General features: G+C 74.8%; 16 protein-coding genes. 13 read left to right on the top strand and 3 right to left on the bottom strand.

The genetic code is table 11. The features are described from left to right. Positions 1-10: 10 nt before the first annotated feature. From ACIQVD_RS01685 to ACIQVD_RS01675, 3 genes are all read left to right on the top strand, one after another. Complete coding sequence (locus tag ACIQVD_RS01685; protein WP_402285276.1) at positions 11-607, top strand: SAV_6107 family HEPN domain-containing protein; 597 nt, start codon at positions 11-13, stop codon at positions 605-607. Positions 608-715: 108 nt separating this feature from the next. After that, entirely contained in the window at positions 716-1,468 is a 753-nt protein-coding gene (locus tag ACIQVD_RS01680) for a methyltransferase domain-containing protein (RefSeq protein ID WP_282205465.1), read from the top strand. Between the two features lie 229 nt (positions 1,469-1,697). Continuing rightward, entirely contained in the window at positions 1,698-2,075 is a 378-nt protein-coding gene (locus ACIQVD_RS01675) for a DUF3040 domain-containing protein (protein ID WP_100835807.1), read from the top strand. An 86-nt stretch (positions 2,076-2,161) separates the two neighbouring features. Here the strand turns inward: ACIQVD_RS01675 and ACIQVD_RS01670 are convergent, their stop codons facing one another. From ACIQVD_RS01670 to ACIQVD_RS01660, 3 genes are read right to left on the bottom strand one after another with little or no spacing between them, the layout of a single operon-like run. Then, a complete protein-coding gene (locus ACIQVD_RS01670) occupies positions 2,162-4,660 on the bottom strand; it encodes a transglutaminaseTgpA domain-containing protein (RefSeq protein WP_402285274.1) in 2,499 nt (832 codons plus the stop codon). After that, a complete protein-coding gene (locus tag ACIQVD_RS01665; RefSeq protein ID WP_402285272.1) occupies positions 4,657-5,982 on the bottom strand; it encodes a DUF58 domain-containing protein in 1,326 nt (441 codons plus the stop codon). The genes ACIQVD_RS01670 and ACIQVD_RS01665 overlap by 4 nt, the downstream gene beginning before the upstream one ends. 1 nt (position 5,983) lies before the next feature. Continuing rightward, positions 5,984-6,931, bottom strand: coding sequence for an AAA family ATPase (locus ACIQVD_RS01660; RefSeq protein WP_400688633.1), 948 nt, complete (start codon positions 6,929-6,931; stop codon positions 5,984-5,986). Between the two features lie 822 nt (positions 6,932-7,753). On the opposite strand from ACIQVD_RS01660, the gene rsmH reads away from it, so the two are divergent. The 10 genes from rsmH (at position 7,754) to ACIQVD_RS01610 (ending at position 20,417) form a co-directional block, all read left to right on the top strand. Beyond that, positions 7,754-8,722, top strand: a complete 969-nt coding sequence (gene rsmH, locus ACIQVD_RS01655; protein ID WP_400688420.1) for a 16S rRNA (cytosine(1402)-N(4))-methyltransferase RsmH — start codon at positions 7,754-7,756, stop codon at positions 8,720-8,722. Between the two features lie 126 nt (positions 8,723-8,848). Further along, complete coding sequence (locus tag ACIQVD_RS01650) at positions 8,849-9,337, top strand: cell division protein FtsL (protein ID WP_402285269.1); 489 nt, start codon at positions 8,849-8,851, stop codon at positions 9,335-9,337. After that, positions 9,334-11,532 carry a penicillin-binding transpeptidase domain-containing protein gene (locus ACIQVD_RS01645; RefSeq protein WP_400688416.1) on the top strand — a complete coding sequence of 733 codons (2,199 nt, stop codon included), beginning with the start codon at positions 9,334-9,336 and terminating at the stop codon, positions 11,530-11,532. The genes ACIQVD_RS01650 and ACIQVD_RS01645 overlap by 4 nt, the downstream gene beginning before the upstream one ends. A 1-nt stretch (position 11,533) precedes the next feature. Continuing rightward, complete coding sequence (locus ACIQVD_RS01640) at positions 11,534-13,177, top strand: UDP-N-acetylmuramoyl-L-alanyl-D-glutamate--2,6-diaminopimelate ligase (RefSeq protein WP_400688414.1); 1,644 nt, start codon at positions 11,534-11,536, stop codon at positions 13,175-13,177. Then, a complete protein-coding gene (gene murF / locus ACIQVD_RS01635) occupies positions 13,174-14,577 on the top strand; it encodes a UDP-N-acetylmuramoyl-tripeptide--D-alanyl-D-alanine ligase (RefSeq protein ID WP_402285266.1) in 1,404 nt (467 codons plus the stop codon). The genes ACIQVD_RS01640 and murF overlap by 4 nt, the downstream gene beginning before the upstream one ends. Continuing rightward, on the top strand, positions 14,574-15,635 hold the full coding sequence (gene mraY / locus ACIQVD_RS01630; RefSeq protein ID WP_400688410.1) for a phospho-N-acetylmuramoyl-pentapeptide-transferase: 1,062 nt from the start codon (positions 14,574-14,576) through the stop codon (positions 15,633-15,635). The genes murF and mraY overlap by 4 nt, the downstream gene beginning before the upstream one ends. After that, positions 15,632-17,062, top strand: a complete 1,431-nt coding sequence (murD, locus tag ACIQVD_RS01625; RefSeq protein WP_400688408.1) for a UDP-N-acetylmuramoyl-L-alanine--D-glutamate ligase — start codon at positions 15,632-15,634, stop codon at positions 17,060-17,062. The genes mraY and murD overlap by 4 nt, the downstream gene beginning before the upstream one ends. Before the next feature lie 108 nt (positions 17,063-17,170). Next, complete coding sequence (gene ftsW / locus ACIQVD_RS01620) at positions 17,171-18,538, top strand: putative lipid II flippase FtsW (RefSeq protein WP_400688406.1); 1,368 nt, start codon at positions 17,171-17,173, stop codon at positions 18,536-18,538. 6 nt (positions 18,539-18,544) lie between these two features. Then, positions 18,545-19,651 carry an undecaprenyldiphospho-muramoylpentapeptide beta-N-acetylglucosaminyltransferase gene (murG, locus tag ACIQVD_RS01615; RefSeq protein ID WP_100835796.1) on the top strand — a complete coding sequence of 369 codons (1,107 nt, stop codon included), beginning with the start codon at positions 18,545-18,547 and terminating at the stop codon, positions 19,649-19,651. Beyond that, positions 19,644-20,417: a cell division protein FtsQ/DivIB gene (locus ACIQVD_RS01610; protein WP_402285263.1), complete on the top strand. Its 774-nt coding sequence runs from the start codon at positions 19,644-19,646 to the stop codon at positions 20,415-20,417. The genes murG and ACIQVD_RS01610 overlap by 8 nt, the downstream gene beginning before the upstream one ends. Positions 20,418-20,556: the final 139 nt, after the last annotated feature.

Genomic DNA, 20,556 nt, shown 5'->3' with positions numbered 1-20,556 from the left:
GGGGAGACCCATGACCATCAGTCGTCCTGAGCCTGTCGCCCGCCCTGCCGTCGATCAATCCGCCGCCGACCAGTTCTCCGCCGAGCGACCCGCCGCCCGCCGCCCCGCCGCCGAACGGGCGGAGCGGACGGGACGGCCCGAGCGATCCGAGCGGCCCACCGTCGAACAGCCCACCCTGCCCGCCGGCCGCGCCGGGGACGTCCACCCGGTGCTGCGCCGGAGCACGGCCTCGCCCGCCGCGCTGGAACTGCTCCGGCACGCGCACCGCACCCTGGTGCACGCCCGGGGCCGGCAGGATCCGTTGGAGCGCTACGCCACCGCCCACCTCGCCGCGCTGCGGGCCACCGCCGCCGTGCTCGCCGTCCGCGGCCGCCCGGTGCGGCACCCGCGCCGCCGCCAGGCGATCCGCCCGGCCTGGGAGCTGCTGCCCGAGGTCGCCCCCGAACTCGCGGAGTGGGCGGCCTACTTCGCGGCCGGGGCCCGCCGCCGGGCCGCCGCCGAGGCCGGCATCACCGGCGCCGCCGGGCCGCGGGACGCGGACGACCTGATCCGCAACACCGCCCTGTACCTGCGCATCGTGGAGCGGATCCTGGCCCTGCACCCCTGACCCGGCACCCGGCGCCCCGGCGTCCGCGCCGCCCCTGATCCGCCCGGCCCCGGCGGATAAGGTGGAGGCGTTCCCGCCGTGGAAGAACCTGCTTAGAGGGGTGCCGCCTTGTATCCGACTCGTCCCCGCAGTGCGCTGCGTACCGCCGTGGTGTGGGAGGTGGTGCGGGAGGCGCTGGAGCGGCGCTCCGCCGAGCTCGGGCGGCCGGTGCTGGAGGTCGTCGACACCGGTGGCGGCACGGGCAACTTCGCCGTGCCCGTGGCCAGGCTGGGCCACCGGGTCACGGTGGTCGACCCGAGCCCGGACGCGCTGTTCGCGCTGGAGCGCCGGGCCGCCGAGGCCGGGGTCACCGAGCTGGTCCGGGCCGTCCAGGGCGACGCGCAGACGCTGCCCGAGCTGGTCCCGGCCGGTTCGGTCGACGCGGTGCTCTGCCACGGCGTCCTGGAGGTCGTCGACGACCCGGCCGAGGCGCTCGGCAACCTGGTCGGCACCCTCGGCAAGGGCGGGCTGGTCAGCCTGCTCGCCGCCAACCGCAACGGCGCGGTGCTGGCCCGCGCGGTGGCCGGCCAGTTCACCGAGGCCCGCACCGCGCTGGACGCCGCCGACGGCCGCTGGGGCGCGGGCGACCCGATGCCGCGCCGCTTCACCGGCGAGCAGCTGGACGAGCTGGCCGCCGCGGCCGGGCTGCGGGTCACCTCCGTGCACGGCATCCGGGTCTTCGCCGACCTGGTGCCCGGCGTCCTGGTCGACACCGAGCCCGGCGCGCTCGACGCCCTGCTCAAGCTCGAACTCGCGGCCGCCGAACAGCCCGCCTTCCACGCCGTCGCCACCCAGCTGCACCTGCTCGCCGAGGCGATCTGATCCGGGTCGGGGGGCACCAAGGAGGGGGTCCGCTCGTTGCAGTGGTGGGACCGCCGCCGCGGTGGCCCCAGCCACGCCTGATTGACCACGCCGAACCAGGGCCGTGGACCGTATGATCTGGGTAAAGCCGGTAAGCATGACGGCCAGACCGGTGGGGCATATGGACCACACAGGCCCGAGCCAGGGGTGGCGGACCGGTCGCCCCGCGACCGACGAGTAGGAGGACTCCGTGCCGCTCTCGGAGCACGAGCAGCGACTGCTCGAGCAGATGGAGCGAGCGCTGTACGCCGAAGATCCCAAGTTCGCGTCAGCGCTCGAGGGAACCGGCCTGCGCACCTACACCCGTCGGCGGGTCTACCTGGCCGTGGCGGGGTTCGTGGCGGGCATCGCGCTGCTCATGGGCGGCCTGGTCACGCAGGTCATCTGGGTCAGTGTCGTCGGGTTCCTGGTCATGCTTGGCTGTGCGGTCCTCGCGGTCACCGCGTGGCGGCGCGGCCCGGCCGGGCACGGTCCACGGCAGGCGCCACCGCCACGCCGGAAGACCGGCGTCATGGACCGAATGGAACAGCGCTGGCAGCGGCGCCGCGACGAACAGAGCGGCCTGTAGCAGCGACCGGAAACGCAACGTGAAAGGGTCCGCCCCGGGAGAGCTCCTCTCCCGGGGCGGACCCTTGCGCGTGCGCCCTCCGGCGCTCAGCCGTTCGCGCTCCCGCCGCTCTTGCCGTTCCCGCCGCTCTTGCCGCTCTTGCCGTTCCCGGCGTCCTTGCCGCTCCCGCCGTTCCGGCCGAGGCGCCGGAACGGCCCGGCCACGGCCGCCCGGAGCGCGGCCACCCGTTCGGCGGTGCGCTCCCGGCGGGCCGCCGCGCGGTCCTGGGCGCGCCACCACAGGCGCACCGCGGAGGCGGGCAGCAGCAGGGCGCGCAGCCGGCGGGCGCGGGTGGCCCGGACCAGCAGGGCCGCGCGGGCGGTGCGGACGTCGCCGCCGAGGTGGGCGGGCGCGTCGGACTCGCGGGCGTACATGACGCGCTCGGTGGCGAGGGCGACCCGGCCCGCGGCGGCCGCGGCGTCGGGGTCGAGGCGGGCGTCCTCGGCGAGCCGGCGGGCGGCGCCGCGCGGGGTGCGGGCCTCGTCCGGGGGGATGCCCAGGTCCCAGGCGGAGTCGACGAGTTCGGCCCAGGCGGCGAGCACCTGTTCGTCGGTGAGCCGCGGCCCGTCCGCGCCGGCCAGGTGGCGGCCGGCGCCGAGGCGGCGTCGGCGCAGCCTGGTGCGCCAGAGCATCGGGAAGGCCAGCGCGGCCAGCAGCAGCAGGACGGCGGCGGCGGTGAGCAGGGCCGGCCAGCTCCGCCACCAGGGCGCCGAGGTGTCCCGGTGCACGGTCAGCGCGGCCTCGTCGGCGCAGTCGCCGATCCGGTGCTGCTGCTGCGGGGGGCAGCTGCTGGAGGAGGACGGCTGGGCGGAGGGCTGCCCGGTCGGCGCGGCGCTGCTGGGGGCGGCGCTGGGCGTGTTGGTGGGGGCGGCCTGCTGGACGGAGTACAGCGGGGTGCTGCCCCGGTTCGGGGTGGGCTCGAAGCGCATCCAGCCGTAGCCGCTGAAGTACAGCTCGGGCCAGGCGTGGTAGTTGGAGCTGCGGACCACCCGGTCGGTGCCGTTGCCGGTGCCCGGGGTGAAGCCGATCGCGACCCGGGCGGGGATGCCCAGCGAGCGGGACATCGCGGCCATGGTGGCGGCGAAGTGCACGCAGAAGCCCTCCTTGTCCTGGAGGAACTTGGCGATGGCGTCCGGCCCGGTGCGGGCGTCGATCTTGGTGTTGTAGGTGAAGCCGCCGCTGGTGAAGTACTGCTGGAGGGCGACGGCCCGGTCGTACGGGGTGTCCTTGCCCCTGGTGACGTCCCGGGCGGTGTCGGCCACCACGGACGGCAGGTTGGCGGGCAGGTCCAGGTAGCGCTTGGCGATGTCGTCGGGGGCCGGGCCGGCGGAGCGCAGCTGGGCGGCGGTGGCGTTGACGTCGACCGAGCCGACCGAGTAGGTCAGGCCCTTGCTCTTCTGGCCGTTGATGCCGCTGACGGTGCGCCCCTGCGGGTCGAAGCGCCAGTCCGCGGTGTTCGGCAGCTCCAGCCAGGACATCGGGTACGGCATCGGCAGCCAGGCGGTGCTCAGCTGCTCGGAGACGGTGACCTTGGTGCGGACCGAGGTGGTGGGCAGGTTCGGGGCCAGGCCCTCGGGGGCGGGCATGGTGGTGGGCAGCGCCTGGGGGCTCTGCTGGCCGGGCAGCCACTCCTGGCCGTTGAACTCGCTGAGCGCGGCGATCCGCAGGTAGAGCTGGTCGGCGTCGGGCGCGTCGGTGGAGAAGCTCAGCAGCGGGGTGTCGTCGTTGGAGCGCAGGTTGGCGGTGAGCGCGACGACCAGGTTGAGCGAGCGCTCGTCGCCCTTGCCGCTCCCGCTGCCGCCGCCCGCGCCGTCGTGGCCGCCCAGGCCGCCGAACAGGCCGGGGCCGACCGCGGGGGCGAACACCGGCACCAGCACGGCGGCGGCCAGCGCGATCACGCCGATCCGGCGGCCGCCGTTGGACAGCGCGGTGGCGGAGCGGCCGGCGCCGTGGAAGACCCGGCCCCAGCGGGTGAGCCGGTCCTGGCCCTCGGTGTAGAGCAGGGCCAGGAAGCCCGCGGCGCCGAACAGGAACCACAGCCACATGCCGCCGGGCGAGTCGGCCAGGCCGCCGGAGACCGAGTACAGGGCCAGCAGCGGCAGGCCCGCGGCGGCGGCCCGGCGGTAGGTGACCGCCAGGGTGTCGACCAGGACGGCCACCAGGGCGACCGAGCCGACCACGATCAGCCGCAGGCCGTCGCTGGCCGGGGCCGGGATCGCGTACGCCTGGATGTCGTCGCCGCCGCTGCTCAGCAGCGTGGAGACCGCGTCCAGGGCGCCCGGGCCGGGCAGCACGCCGAAGCTCATCGAGGACTGCACGGTGGTGAGCATCAGCACGTACAGCACGACCAGCAGTTGCAGCGGCGGCACCAGCGCCCGGGGCAGCGGCAGGGCGCGCAGCCCGGCCCCGGCGCCGGCCGTGACGGCGATCAGCAGCAGGCCGTGCGGGGCGAGCGCGAACGGGTCCTGGAACAGCGGGGACAGGCACAGCGCCGCCAGGGCGGTGGCCAGGGCCGCGCAGAGCGTCAACTTGGCCCGGGTGGTCACGCGCCGACCTCGTCTCGGTAGGGAACGGTGGTGTTCTGGGTGCGGTCCGCGGCCCGCCACAGCGCGGGCAGCGAGTCCCCGGCCCGGACCGGGAGCACCGTCCAGCCGGACTCGCGCAGCCGGGCGACCCGGGCGGCGGCCGGCTCGTCCGCGCTCTCCGGGAAGAGGTGCCGCAGGCCCGACCAGGTGCCGGTGTCCAGCAGCAGGACGACGGCGCCGCCGGTGCGGCGGCGCAGCCGGGCCAGCCGCTCGACCTGCTCCTCGTCGAGCTCGCCGACCACCGCGACCAGCAGGCCCTCGCCGCCCAGCCGGAGCACCTCCTCGGCGCGGGCCAGGGTGCCGCCGTCGGAGTGCTCGACCACGGCCAGCGCGTCCAGCAGCAGGCCGACGGACTCGGCGGCGCCCGCCCCGCCGCCGGCGCCCTGGCCGGGCACCGAGAAGCCGGTGTCGGTGAGCAGCCGGGTGCGGTAGCCGCGCTGCACCAGGTCGACGGCGACCGAGGCGGCGCAGGACACCGCCCACTCGAACGAGGAGGCCGGGCCGGAGCCGCGGTGCGCCGCCTCCCGGGTGTCCAGCAGCACGGTGGCGCGGGCCTGCAGCGGCTGCTCCTCGCGCCGGACCATCAGCTCGCCGTACCGGGCGGTGGACTTCCAGTGCACCCGGCGCAGGTCGTCGCCGTGCCGGTACTCGCGCGGGATGACGTCGTCGTCGCCGGCCAGCGCCAGGGTGTGGGTGGTGGAGTCGCCCTGCCCGCCGGACTCGCCGGGCAGCCGGACCGGCGGCAGGTCCTGGACCTGCGGGACGACGGTCAGCACGTCGGCGGCGCTGAACGCGCGGGTCAGCTCGCACATCCCGAACGGGTCGGACAGCCGCAGCTGGAGCGGGCCCAGCGGGTAGCGCCCGCGCAGGTCGGAGCGGACCCGGTAGGACACCTCGCGGAAGCCGCGCGGCTCGACCCGGTCCAGCACGAAGCGCGGGCGCGGGCCCAGCACGTACGGGACCTTGTCCTCCAGCAGCAGCAGGCCGGTGGGCACCCGGGAGACGTTGTCCAGCCGCAGGTGCACCCGGGCCTCCTGCCCGGCCGCGGCCCGCTGCGGGCTGAGCCGGCGGCCGGAGGCCACCCGGTAGCGGGTGCGCACCAGCAGCGCGGCGGCGGCCAGCGGGAGCGCCGCCAGCAGCACGCCGACCTGGAGCAGCGCGGTCTGGCCGAACACGAACGCGCAGACCGCGGCGGTCGCGCCGGCCGCGAGGAAGGAGCGCCCCCGGGTGGTCAGTCCGCGCAGCGCGGCGCGCACCCCGGAGGCGCGGGCGGGGCGCGCCACCTCAGCGGCCCTGCGGGCGCGGGATGGGCAGTCGGGCCACCAGGTCGAGCACCACCTGCTCGACCGTGCGGCGGCTCAGCTGGGTCTCCGAGGTGGGGAGCAGGCGGTGGGCCAGCACCGGGACGGCGAGCGCCTGGATGTCGTCCGGGAGCACGTAGTCGCGGCCGTCCAGGGCGGCGTGCGCGCGGGCCGCCCGGACCAGGTGCAGGGTGGCCCGGGGGGAGGCGCCGAGCCGCAGTTCGGAGGTGGTGCGGGTGGCGGCGACCAGGTCGACGGCGTAGCGGCGGACCGGGTCGGCCACGTAGACGGTCTTCACCAGGTCGATCAGCTTGAGCAGGTCGGCGGCGTGCGCGACCGGCTGGAGGTCGTCCAGCGGGTTGGCCGCGGAGTGCAGGTCGAGCATCGCGAACTCGGCTTCGGCGCTGGGGTAGCCGATCGAGATCCGGGCCATGAAGCGGTCCCGCTGGGCCTCGGGCAGGGCGTAGGTGCCCTCCATCTCGACCGGGTTCTGGGTGGCGATCACCATGAACGGCGAGGGCAGCTCGTGGGTGGTGCCGTCGATGGTGACCTGGCGCTCCTCCATCGACTCCAGCAGCGCGGACTGGGTCTTCGGCGAGGCCCGGTTGATCTCGTCGCCGACCACGATCTGGGCGAAGATCGCGCCGGGCCGGAACTCGAAGTCCCGCTGGTGCTGGTCGAACACGTTGGTGCCGGTGACGTCGGAGGGCAGCAGGTCCGGGGTGAACTGGATCCGGCGGACCGTGCAGTCCACCGAGCGGGCCAGCGTCTTGGCGAGCATGGTCTTGCCGACGCCGGGTACGTCCTCCAGCAGCAGGTGGCCCTCGGCGAGCAGCACCGTCAGGGCGATCCGGATCGCCTCCGGCTTGCCCTCGATCACGCTCTCCACGGACTTCCGGACCCGGTCGACCACCGCCGCCAGCTCCGCCAGACCGGTCGGTTCCCGCCGGTCGTACCGGTCCGGCTCCGGCTGGTCCGTGCCCTGCCCGCTGATCGTCGTCACCCGTACGCTCCCATGTTGCACAGTCGCCGGGCGGCTGGTTCGAGCCCGGCCCACCCCGAATACCTGGCGCATTCTTCCCTGTCCCACGGCCAGAAGTCACCCGGCCGGGCGAGACGCGAAGGCTGTCCCGGTTTGGGACGAGCGGCCGGCCCGGGCGGTTTCGCCCGGCCCCGGCGGATCTCCCGCAGCGGGCCGGTGCGCAGGTCGGACCCGGAGCCCCGGACGCCGCCGGTGCGCGGCGGGAACGGCGGGGTGCGCACCCGCCGGACGCCGGCGTCCACCGCGGCGCGGGTGCCCGGAGCGGTGCACCGCCGCGGTCCCGGCCCCCGGGCCCGTTCGGACGGCTCCGCCCCGGTTCACCCGGCGCGGGGGCCCGCCCTCGCGCCCCGGCCCCCGGGCGGCCCGGCCGCCCGTCCGACCTGCGCGAACCGATACCGCCGGCCGGGTGGTGCGCTGGAGCGGAACGTTGACTGACGGGGCGCGGACGATAGGCTGCAGGCGCAGTGGAGCACGGCGGACGGCGCCCGGCGGACGGGCGGTCGGGCCGCTCTCCGCGCCGGGCCGGCCGTCCCGCACGCAGCCCGCGGCCTCCTCCCGCTCCGTGCCCACCTGGCGCACCTTCCCCGGTGCCGGGCGGTCGCTCCTTCCCCGAGCGAGCGGGCGGGGACCACGGGCGGTGTGCGGCGCGGCCGGCCCGGTGCGCGAGAATGGCCCGGCCACACCGCACCTGAGGAAGGGCCCCGCCCCCGTATGAGTACCGACAGCCCCGCCCCCCGGCACATCCCGGTGATGCTGGAGCGCTGCCTGGACGCCCTGGCCCCGGCGATCTCGGCGCCCGGCTCCGTCGTGGTGGACGCCACCCTGGGCCTGGGCGGCCACAGCGAGGCCCTGCTGACCCGCTTCCCGGACGTCCGCCTGATCGCCGTCGACCGCGACCCGCGCGCCCTGGAGCTCTCCGCCGCCCGGCTGGCCCGGTTCGGCGACCGGGCCACCCTGGTGCACGCCGTGTACGACGAGATCCCGCGCGTCCTGGACGAGTTGGACGTCCCCGAGGTGCAGGGCGTGCTGTTCGACCTCGGCGTCTCCTCGATGCAGCTGGACGAGGCCGACCGCGGCTTCGCCTACGCCCAGGACGCCCCGCTGGACATGCGGATGGACCAGACCCGCGGCATCTCCGCCGCCGAGGTCCTCAACACCTACAGCCACGGCGACCTGGCCCGCATCCTCAAGGTGTACGGCGAGGAGCGGTTCGCCGGGAAGATTGCCTCCGCCGTTCTGCGGGAACGCGAGCGGGAACCGTTCACCACCAGCGCTCGTCTTGTGGAGTTGGTCCGCAACGCCATCCCGGCGGCCACCCGGCGCACCGGCGGCAACCCGGCCAAGCGGACCTTCCAGGCGCTGCGGATCGAGGTCAACGGCGAGCTGGAGGTGCTGGACCGGGCCGTCCCCGGCGCGCTGGACGCCCTGGCGGTGGGCGGCCGGATCGTGGTGATGTCCTACCAGTCGCTGGAGGACCGCCTGGTCAAGCAGTACCTCCAGGCGGGCGCGACCTCCACCGCCCCGCCGGGCCTGCCGGTGATCCCCGAGGAGCTCCAGCCCTGGCTGAAACTGCTCACCCGCGGTGCCGAACTGGCCACCGAGGAGGAGATCGAGGAGAACCGGCGCGCCGCGCCCGTACGGCTGCGCGTGGCGGAGAGGATCAGACGGACCCGGAGGTAGCCAGCCGCCGGGAGCAGCGGAGCGAAGGGGAGTGGAGCGGTGCCGGTGGCCGGCGAGCGGACCCGGGGGAGCGTCCCCGGGCAGGGGGGCAGGGCGCGGATCACCGTCCGGCCCGGAGCGCGCTCGATGCGGGGGCGCACCCCGTTCGCGGTGCTGGTGGTCACCCTGCTGTCGGCCGGGCTGCTCGGCCTGCTGATGCTCAACACCGCCCTGAACGAAGGATCGTTCACCCTCTCCCGGCTCAAGCGGCAGACCACCGAGGCCACCGACCAGCAGCAGACCCTGCAGCAGCAGATCGCCGAGCAGTCCGCGCCCGACGCGCTGGAGCGGCGGGCCCGCGAGCTCGGCATGGTGGCCGGCGGCGACCCGGTCTTCCTCAACCCGGACGGCTCGGTCACCGGCAAGGCCAGGGCCGCCGAGGACAAGCCGCCGGTGCCGCGCCCCAGCAGCGCCGCGCCCTCCGACCCGGCCGCCTCGCCCGGCGCGAGCCCGAGCCCCGGCGACCCGGGCATCGACCTCGCGCCCGCCCCGCCGGCCGGTGCCGCGTCCGGCAGTCCTTCCGGCAGCCCGTCCGGCAGCCCCTCGGGCAGCCCGTCCGCCGGGGCGCAGCGGTGAGCCGCCCGCCCGGGGACGCGCCCCGCCCGCGCCGCACCCCGCCCGGCTCCGGCTCGGGCCGCTCCGCCGCCGGCCGGGCCGGTTCGGGCCGCCCCGCCGAACAGCCGCCGCGCCGCCGCCCCACCGAGCAGCAGCCGCCGCGCCGCCGGGTCGCCGAACCGCGCCGCGCCGCCGACGGCGCCCCCGCCCGCCCGGCCCGGCCGCGCGCCGCCGGGCACCGCGAGGTCGCCCCGCCGCGCCCGGGCACCCGCCCGGCCCGCCGCCCGGCCGCGCCGCGCCGCCCCGCCCCGTCCGGGTCGCGGACCATCAAGCTGGCCGATCCGCGCCGCCGGCTGCGGCTGGTGACGGTCTCCCTGCTGCTGGTGTTCGCGATCTTCGCGGGCCGGCTGGTGCAGCTGCAGCTGCTGGACTCCGACGCGCTGGCCGCCGCCGCGGGCGCCAACAAGTACGTGCGGGTGGCGCTGCCCGCCGAGCGCGGCTCGATCACCGCCGCGGACGGCACCGTGCTGGCCACCTCGGTCGACGCGTACGACATCACCGCCGACCCGACCATGTTCACCCCGGAGGCCACCCACCTGCCGGACGCGCCGGAGCAGGCCGCGGCGCTGCTCGCGCCGATCCTCGGGCAGCCGAAGGAGAAGCTGGCCGAGAAGCTGCACCTGAACAGCAAGAACCCGAAGAGCCAGTACGCGCTGGTGATGGCCCGGCAGACCCCGGAGGCGAAGAACCAGATCGCCGACCTGAAGTCCTCGCTCACCAAGCAGGTGGACACCGCGGCCTGCCGCGCCCAGGTGCAGCTGCTCAAGAAGCCCGCCGACAAGGGCGGCCGGCAGTTCCTGGACGCGGCCTGCGTCAACCCGCTGGCCGGGATGTTCTGGGAGCAGTCGACCCGGCGCAGCTACCCGGCGGGCGGCCTGGGCGCCAACCTGGTCGGCTTCGTCAACGCGGAGGGCGTCGGCACCGGCGGCCTGGAGCTCCAGTACCAGCAGCTGCTGGCCGGGCAGGACGGCCACTCCACGTACGCCTCGGCGGGCGGCAACCGGGTCGCCACCGCGGGCGGCGCCCGGCAGGACCCGGTGCCCGGCACCGACCTGCGGCTGACCGTGAACCCCGACGTCCAGTGGGCCGCCCAGCGGGCCATCACCGACCAGGTCGCCAACGCCGGGGCGGAGAAGGGCTACGTGATCGTCCAGGACGTGAAGTCCGGGCAGCTGCTGGCGATGGCCTCCTCGCCCGGCTTCGACCCGAACGACCTCTCCTCGGCCCGCGCCGACCAGCTCGGCAACCCGGCCCTCCAGGACGCGTACGAGCCCGGCTCGACCGCGAAGCTGATGACCATGGCGGCGGTGCTGGACACCGGCAAGGCCGACTGGGACACCCACGTCGAGGTGCCCAACACGCTCCAGCGCTCGGACCGGGTGTTCCACGACGACGTGGACCACGAGACCTGGTACCTGACCCTGGCGGGCGTGCTCGCCAAGTCCTCCAACATCGGCACCATCGAGGCGGCCGAGCACCTGGGCGCCACCCAGGCCGAGTCCAACAAGGTGCTGGCCGACTACCTGGACCGGTTCGGCATCGGCAAGCCCAGCGGCCTGGGCTTCCCCGGCGAGACCCGCGGCATCCTGGCCAAGCCCGAGGACTGGAGCGGCTCGCAGCAGTACACCATCCCGTTCGGCCAGGGCCTGTCGGTGAACGCCCTGCAGGCCACCTCGGTGTTCTCCACCATCGCCAACGGCGGCGTCCGGGTCGCCCCCGGTCTGCTGGCCGGGACCACCGGCCCGGACGGCGCCTTCACGCCCGCGGCGGCCGGGGCGCAGAACCGGGTGGTCTCGGAGCGCACCGCCAAGACGCTGACCGAGATGCTGGAGTCCGTCGTCACCGACGAGCAGGGCACCGGCACCACCGCGAAGATCCCCGGCTACCGGGTGGCGGGCAAGACCGGCACCGCCAACCGGGTGGACCCGAAGACCGGCAAGTACTCCGGGTACACCGCCTCCTTCATCGGCTTCGCGCCCGCCGACCAGCCCCGGGTGACGGTCTCCTGCGTCATCCAGGACCCGGTCAACGGGCACTTCGGCGGGCAGCTGTGCGGGCCCGTCTTCAAGCAGGTGATGGAGTTCACCCTCAAGACCCTCCAGGTCCCGCCGAGCGGCAGCGAGGCGCCGAACCTGCCCGTCGACTGGAAACCCTGAGATGAGCGACACCCCCCGGCGCGCGCAGCGCCCTGTGAGCAGCGTCACGGAGCAGGCCCGGTTTGGCCCCGGGGGGCGCGGGGCCGATAGCCTTCCGGCCGTGCCGAAACCCGATCAAACCCCCGCGAGCTCCCCCCGCCCCCGCCGCACCGCGGCGCTGCCCCTCGCCGAGGCGGCCCGGCTGCTCGGCCTGGCCCCCCAGGAGGGCCCCGAGGTCACCGGCGTCACCCACGACTCCCGGGCGGTGCGCCCCGGCGACGTCTACGTGGCCTTCCCCGGGGCCAACCACCACGGCGCGGCGTTCGCCGCCGGCGCGGCGGCGTCCGGCGCGGTCGCGGTGCTCACCGACCCGGCCGGGGCCGAACTGGCCGCCGGCGCCGGCGTCCCGCTGCTGGTGGTGGACAGCCCGCGCGAGGCGATGGGCCCGCTGGCCGCCGCGGTCTACGGGGCGCCCAGCGAGAGCATGCTGATGATCGGCCTGACCGGCACCAACGGCAAGACCACCACCTCCTACCTGGTGGAGGGCGGCCTGCGCGGGGCCGGCCGGCTGCCCGGCGTGATCGGCACCGTCGAGATGCGGGTCGGCGAGGAGCGGATCAAGTCCGAGCGCACCACCCCCGAGGCCACCGAACTGCACGCCGTGCTCGGCGTGATGCGCGAGGCCGGGGCCGACGCGGTGGTGATGGAGGTCTCCAGCCACGCGCTGGTGTACGGCCGCACCGACGGCGTGGTCTACGACGTCGCGCTGTTCAACAACCTGACGCCCGAGCACCTCGACTTCCACCCCGACATGGAGGACTACTACCGGGCCAAGGCCCGGCTCTTCCAGGAGGGCAAGTCCCGCCGGGGCGTCGCCAACCGGGACGACTCCTACGGCCGCCGGCTGGCCGGCGAGGCCCGCATCCCGATGACCACCTTCTCCGCGTCCGGCGACCCGGCCGCCGACTGGCGCGCCGTCGACGTCCAACTCGGCCCGTCCGGCTCGACGTTCCGGGTGCTCGGCCCGAACGGCGAGCAGGCCGACGCCGCGGTGCCGCTGCCCGGCCCGTTCAACGTCGCCAACGCGCTGGGCGCGATCACCGCGCTGGTCACCGCCGGGATCGACCTGGACGCCGCGGTGGCGGGCGTGGCCGCGGTGGCCGGGGTGCCCGGCCGGCTGGAGAAGGTCGAGGCCGGGCAGGACTACGTCGCCGTGGTCGACTACGCCCACAAGCCGGACGCGCTCAGCGCCGTGCTCGCCTCGCTGCGCGAGGTCACCAAGGGCCGGCTGCACGTGGTGGTCGGCTGCGGCGGCGACCGCGACCCGTACAAGCGCGGGCCGATGGGCGCGATCGCCGCCCGGCTCGCCGACACCGCCGTCCTCACCAGCGACAACCCGCGCTCCGAGGACGCGCTGGCGATCCTGGCCACCATGCTGGCCGGTGCCGCCGAGGTGCCCGAGGAGGAGCGCGGCGAGGTGCTCGCCGTCCCCGACCGGGGCGAGGCGATCGCCCTGGCCGTCGCCCGGGCCCACACCGGGGACACCGTGCTGGTGGCCGGCAAGGGCCACGAACTGGGCCAGTACGTGAAGGGCGAGGTCCGCCCGTTCGACGACCGCCAGGTGTTGCGGGTCGCGATTGAGCAGCTGATGGAGGCGGAGCGATGATCTCTCTCACCCTGGCCGAGGCCGCGCAGGCCGTCGGCGGGACGCTCGACGGCGCGGACCCGCAGGCGCCGATCACCGGCGCGGTGGTCACCGACAACCGGCAGATCGAGCCCGGCGGCCTGTTCGTGTGCGTGGCCGGCGAGCGCGTCGACGGCCACGACTTCGCCGCGAAGGCCGTCGCCGACGGCGCGGTCGCGGTGCTCGCCACCCGGCCCGTCGGCGTGCCCGCGATCCTGGTGGACGACGTGGTGGTCGCGCTCGGCCGGCTCGCCCGCGCCGTGGTGGCCCGCGCGGACGGGGTGCGGATCGTCGGCCTGACCGGCTCGGCCGGCAAGACCTCCACCAAGGACCTGATCGGCCAACTGCTCTCCGAGCACGGCGAGACGGTCTTCCCGGCCGGTTCGCACAACAACGAGATCGGCCACCCGCTGACCGCGCTGCGGATCGCCCCGACCACCCGTCACCTGGTGATGGAGATGGGCGCCCGGCACAAGGGCGACATCGAGTACCTGACCGGCATCACCCCGCCCACCGTCGGACTCGTCCTCAACATCGGCACCGCCCACCTCGGCGAGTTCGGCTCCCGCGAGGCGATCGCCGAGGCCAAGGGCGAGATGGTGGAGGCCCTTTCGCCCGAGGGCGTCGCCGTCCTCAACGCCGACGACCCGCTGGTGCGCGCGATGAGCAGCCGCACCAAGGCCCGGGTGGTGCTGTTCGGCGAGTCCCCGGACGCCCACGTCCGGGCCACCGACGTTCGCCTGGACGCCACCGGCAGGCCGCAGTTCACGCTCAGCACCCCGGCCGGTTCCGCACCCGTGTGGCTGCGCCTGTACGGTGAGCACCACGTCTCGAACGCCCTCGCCGCCGCAGCGGTGGCGGTGGAGCTCGGGATGCCCGTCGACCGCGTCGCCGAAGCACTCAGCGAGGCGGGTGCGCTGTCCCGCTGGCGCATGGAGGTGGTCGACCGGGCCGATGGCCTCACCGTCGTCAACGACGCCTACAACGCGAACCCGGAGTCCGTGCGGGCCGCGCTGCGGACCCTCGCGACGATGGCGGGCACCGGCCCGGAGCGCCGCCGCACCTGGGCGGTGCTCGGTGAGATGCGGGAGCTCGGCGAGGACAGCCTCGACGAGCACGACACCATCGGAAGGCTCGTGGTACGGCTCGACATCACCAAGCTGGTGGCGGTCGGCGGACGCGAGGCGGCCCGGATGGAACTGGGCGCGAGGAACGAAGGTTCGTGGGGTGAGGAGTCGGTGCTGGTGTCCGACGCGGACGCGGCGATCGAGCTGCTGCGCAGTCAGGTGCGGCCGGGGGACGTGGTCCTGGTGAAGGCCTCCCGTTCGGTGGGTCTGGAGAAGGTCGCCGAGGCGCTGCTCGCGGACGGTGCCGCGAAGTGAAGCAGATCCTCTTCTCCGGCATGATCGGCCTGGTGCTGACCCTGCTCGGCACCCCCGCCCTGATCAAGCTGCTCGCCAAGCACGGCTACGGCCAGTACATCCGCGACGACGGCCCCAAGGCGCACCACAGCAAGCGCGGCACGCCCACCATGGGCGGCATCGCCTTCATCCTGGCGACACTGATCGCCTACTTCGGGACCAAGGCGATAACGGGCGAAATGCCCACCGCCTCCGGCCTGCTGGTGCTGTTCCTGACCACGGGCCTGGGCCTGGTCGGCTTCCTGGACGACTACATCAAGGTGGTCAAGCGCCGCTCGCTGGGCCTGCGGGCCAAGGCGAAGCTGCTCGGCCAGTCCTTCGTCGCCCTCGCCTTCGCCATCCTGGCCCTGCAGTTCAGCGACAGCCGCGGCCTGACCCCGGCCTCCGACCACCTGTCCTTCGTGCAGGACTTCAAGTGGGCGATCGGCCCGGTGCTGTTCGTCATCTGGGCCTACTTCATGATCGCCGCGATGTCGAACGGCGTGAACCTGACGGACGGCCTGGACGGCCTGGCCACCGGCGCCTCGGTGATGGTCTTCGGCGCCTACACCTTCATCGGGCTGTGGGAGCACGGCCAGAACTGCGCCTACGCGATCAAGGCCACCGCCTCCTGCTACGACGTCCGCGACCCGCTGGACCTCGCCGTGGTCGCCGCCGCCCTGATGGGCTCCTGCTTCGGCTTCCTGTGGTGGAACACCTCGCCCGCGAAGATCTTCATGGGCGACACCGGCTCGCTGGCCCTCGGCGGCGCGCTGGCCGGCCTGGCCATCGTCTCGCGCACCGAGCTGCTGCTCGCCATCCTCGGCGGCCTGTTCGTGATCATCACCCTTTCGGTGATCATCCAGGTCGGGTCGTTCCGGATGACCGGCAAGCGCGTTTTCAAGATGGCGCCGCTCCAGCACCACTTCGAACTCAAGGGCTGGAGCGAAGTCCTGATCGTGGTCCGGTTCTGGATCATCCAGGGCCTGTGCGTCGCCGTCGGACTCGGACTCTTCTACGCGGGGTGGGTGACCGGATGAACAACCCGGAGTGGGCCGGCCTTCCGGTCGTCGTCGCAGGACTCGGCCTCTCCGGGGTCAGCGCCGCCCGCGTCCTGCACGGGCTCGGCGCGCACGTCACCGTGGTGGACGGCGGCGACGGCCCCGGCCTCGCCGCCAAGGCCGCCGCCCTCACCGAGCAGGGCGTCGCCGTCCGCCTCGGCGACGGCGCGAGCCTGCCGGACGGCACCGCCCTGATCGTCACCTCGCCCGGCTGGGCCCCCGACAGCCCGCTGTTCACCGCCGCCGCCGCGGCCGGCGTCCCGGTCTGGGGCGACGTCGAACTCGCCTGGCGGCTGCGCACCCCGCACCCCGCCACCGGCGAGCCCGCCCCCTGGCTGGCCGTCACCGGCACCAACGGCAAGACCACCACCGTCCAGATGCTGGCCTCGATCCTCACCGCCGCGGGCAGGCGCACCGCCGCCGTCGGCAACGTCGGCGTCTCGGTGCTGGACGCGGTGCTCGCCGCGGAGCCGTACGACGTGCTGGCCGTCGAGCTCTCCAGCTACCAGCTGCACTGGGCGCCCTCGCTGCGGGTGCACTCCGGCGCGGTGCTCAACCTGGCGCCCGACCACCTCGACTGGCACGGCTCGATGGAGGCGTACGCCGCCGACAAGGGCCGGATCTACCAGGGCAACCAGGTCGCCTGCGTGTACAACCTGGCCGACCCGGCCACCGAGGCGCTGGTCCGCGAGGCCGACGTCGAGGAGGGCTGCCGGGCGATCGGCTTCGGCCTGGACGCCCCCGCCGTCTCCCACCTCGGCGTGGTCGACGGCCTGCTGGTCGACCGGGCCTTCGTCGCCGACCGGGCCAACGCCGCCGCCGAGCTCGGCACCGTCGCCGACGTGCGCCCGCCCGCCCCGCACAACGTCGCCAACGCGCTGGCCGCCGCCGCGCTGGCCCGCGCCTACGGCGTGGACGCCAAGGCCGTCCGGGACGGGCTGCGCGCCTTCACGCCCGACGCGCACCGGATCGCGCACGTCGCCGAGATCGACGGCGTCGGCTACGTCGACGACTCCAAGGCCACCAACACGCACGCCGCCGCCGCCTCGCTGGCGGCCTACCGGCCGGTGGTGTGGATCGCCGGCGGCCTGGCCAAGGGCGCCACCTTCGACGAGCTGGTCGCCGCCGCCGCCCCCCGGCTGCGGGCCGCCGTGCTGATCGGCCAGGACCGGCAGCTGATCCGCGAGGCGCTGGAGCGACACGCCCCGCAGGTCCCGGTCTTCGAGCCGGCCCCGGGCCAGACTGGCGCCGGGGCGATGACCGCGATCGTCGCGGCCGCGGCCGCCGCCGCCGAGAAGGGCGACACCGTCCTGCTGGCACCGGCCTGCGCCTCGATGGACATGTTCACCAACTACGGTGAGCGCGGGGACGCGTTCGCCGCCGCCGTCCGGGCCCTGCAGCCCTGAAGCACGCACCACGAGGTCGCGCCCGCGGGCAGTCCGCCGCCCGGGCGCGGCCTCGCCGTCGGAGGACCCCGGCGCGTTCCCGTCCGTGACCCGAACCGTGAGGAGCCCGTGGTGCCGACCAGGGAGAAGGAGCCGCCCCGGGGCCTCCAGCTGATCTCGGCGACCACCACCACCTTCAAGTCGGCCGGCCCGCTGGCCCGCTTCCGGGCCGCCCGGGAGCGGTTCGGCTACCTGATGGCCCGCCCGCTGACCCCGTACTACCTGATCCTGGGCGCGGCGCTGCTGCTGGTGGTGCTGGGCCTGGTGATGGTGTTCTCCGCCTCGCAGAGCGTGGTGGTCGAGTACGGCCTGCCGATGACGTTCTTCTTCCGCAAGCAGCTGATCGCCCTGCTGCTGGGCGGGGCGATCGCCGTGGTGCTGACCCGGGCCCCGGTCCGGGTGCTGCGCACCGCCGCCTACCCGCTGCTGTTCGGGGTGGTGGGCGCGCTGGTGCTGGTGGCCATCCCCGGGGTCGGCGTGCGGATCAACGGCAACCGGAACTGGATCAGCCTGGGCTTCTTCCAGATCCAGCCCTCCGAGTTCGCCAAGCTCGCCCTGCTGCTCTGGGCGGCCGACCTGCTGGCCCGCAAGCAGCGCACCCACACGCTGGACCGGTGGAAGCACCTGCTGGTCCCGCTGGTGCCGGGCACCGTCGTGCTGATGATGCTGATCATGATCGGCGGCGACATGGGCACCACCATGGTGCTGATCGCCATGCTGTTCGGCCTGCTGTGGATGGTCGGCGCCCCGCTGCGGCTGTTCGCCGCCACCCTGGGCATCGCGGTGGTCGCCTGCACCGCGCTGATCATCACCGTGCCGCACCGCCTCGGCCGGCTCTCCTGCGTCGGCGTCACCAAGCCCGACCCCTCGATGGACTGCTTCCAGGCCCTGCACGGCCTGTACGCCCTGGCCGCGGGCGGGCCGTTCGGATCCGGACTGGGCGCCGGGGTGGAGAAGTGGGGGCAACTGCCGGAGGCCCACACCGACTTCATCTTCGCCGCGACCGGCGAGGAACTCGGACTGGTGGGGACGCTGTCGGTACTCGGCCTCTTCGCGGCACTAGGCTACGCGGGTATCCGAGTGGCCCTCGGCACCACGGACCCGTTCGTGCGGTACGCGGCGGGCGCCGCCACCACGTGGATCATGGCTCAGGCCGTGGTCAACCTGGGGTCGGCGCTGGGACTCCTGCCCATCGCGGGCGTCCCGCTGCCGCTGTTCTCGTACGGCGGTTCCGCGATGCTGTCGGCCATGTGCGCCGTCGGGCTGCTGCTGTGCTTCGCACGCAGCTCCCCGGCGGCGAAGGCAGCGCTGGCTGCCCGGCCCCGCAGATGGCGAAAAGGGGCCAACTCCCGGTTCGGGCCCGTCCTGGACCGGGTGCTGCCAGGTAGGAAAACCACAGCGCGCAAGGCCCCCCGGCCGCCGCGCAGGGAGCGGTGAATTTCGGTGCATGTCGTACTCGCCGGCGGCGGGACCGCCGGTCACATCGAGCCGGCCATGGCGCTCGCGGACGCGCTGCGCAGGCACGACCCGTCCGTCGGGATCACCGCTCTCGGCACCGAGCGCGGCCTGGAGACCCGGCTGGTGCCGGAGCGCGGCTACGAGCTGGCGCTGATCCCGGCCGTGCCGCTGCCCCGCAAGCCCACCCCGGAGCTGATCACCGTCCCGGGCCGGCTGCGCGGCACCGTGCGCGCCGCCCAGGAGGTGATCGAGCGGGTCAACGCGGACGCGGTGGTCGGCTTCGGCGGCTACGTGGCGATGCCCGCCTACCTGGCGGCCAAGCGGGCCGGCGTGCCGATCGTGGTGCACGAGGCCAACGCCCGCCCCGGCCTGGCCAACAAGATCGGCGCCCGCTACAGCGACTTCGTCGCGGTCTCCACCCCGGACTCCAAGCTGCGCGACTCCCGGTACATCGGCATCCCGCTGCGCCGCACCATCGCCACCCTGGACCGCGGCACCGTCCGCCCGGAGGCCCGGCACTACTTCGGCCTCGACCAGCGGCTGCCCACCCTGCTGGTCTCCGGCGGCTCGCAGGGCGCCCGGCGCCTGAACGAGACGGTGCAGGCGATCGCGCCCCGGCTCCAGCAGTACGGGGTGCAGATCCTGCACGCGGTCGGCCCGAAGAACGAGCTGCCGACCATCGACGACATCCCGGGCATGCCGCCGTACCGGGTGCTGCCCTACCTGGACCGGATGGACCTGGCGTACGCGGCGGCCGACATGATGCTCTGCCGGGCCGGTGCGATGACGGTGGCGGAGCTGGCCGCGGTGGGCCTGCCGGCCGCGTTCGTGCCGCTGCCGATCGGCAACGGCGAGCAGCGGCTGAACGCCCAGCCGATGGTCAAGGCGGGCGGCGGCCTGCTGGTCGACGACGCCGAGCTGACCCCGGACTGGGTGCTGAAGAACGTGCTGCCGGTGCTGACCGACCCGGCCAAGCTGTGGGAGATGTCGCGCTCCGCCGCCGAGTTCGGCCGCCGGGACGCCGACGACCTGCTGGTGCAGATGGTGTACGAGGCGATCGAGGCCGCCCGCGGCGGCCGCCGCCGTGGCTGACGAGGAGTACGAGGAGGAGCTGGGGGAGGAGGGCGGCCCGGGCCGCCCGCCCCGGCTCCGACTCTCCCGCCGGGGCGTCGCGGTGCTGGTCGCGCTGGGCGCGCTGGTGGCCGGGGCGCTCGGCTGGACGGTGTTCTTCTCCTCCGCGCTGGACGTCCGCGGGGTGGCCGTCCAGGGCCTGGACTCGGGCCGGCTGACCCAGCAGGACGTCGAGCGGGCGCTCGGCGGCACGGCCCGCGGCCCGCTGGCCCGGGTCGACCTGGACGAGGCCCGGGCCGAGGTGGCGAAGGTGCCCCGGGTGGCCGGCGCCGAGGTCTGGCGCGGCTGGCCGCACACCCTGCGGGTGAAGGTCACCGAGCGCCGCCCGGTGGCGGCGATCCAGCACGAGGGCGGCGGCTTCGTCCAGGTCGACGCGGACGGTGTGGAGTTCGCCACCGAGCCGCAGCCCCCGGCCGGCGTCCCGGTGGTGGCGCTCGAACTGAGCCGGCCGGCCCAGGACGCGGCGGCCGTGATCGACCGCCCGACCCTGGTCCGCTCGGCGATCACGGTGGCCGCGGGCCTCCCGCCGGAGGTGGCGCAGCAGGCCGGTTCGCTCACGGTTTACTCCTACGACGACATCCGGCTGAAGCTGGCCTCCGGCGCGACCGTGCGCTGGGGCAGTGCGGAGGACACCGGCCGGAAGGCGAAGGTGCTGACCGCCCTGCTCGGTCAGAAGGCGTCGAATTACGACGTGAGTGCGCCGGACGCTCCGGCGGTGTCGGGTTGATCCGGTAAGTTCTGTGCCCGGGGGCGGTATTGACGGGGCCACGGCTCCGGTCCGACCCTTGGTGGTCACCCCGGTTTCACCGCGGGGTCGATGATCACATAGGCTCAAAAGAAAAAGGGAAGCTCGGCGTGTTCGTTGA

Origin of the sequence: Kitasatospora sp. NPDC090308 (genome assembly GCF_044769485.1) — a bacterium.
Taxonomy (GTDB): domain Bacteria; phylum Actinomycetota; class Actinomycetes; order Streptomycetales; family Streptomycetaceae; genus Kitasatospora; species Kitasatospora fiedleri.
Note: the sequence above shows the minus strand (reverse complement) of the source record. Positions and strands in the feature narration are given on the sequence as shown.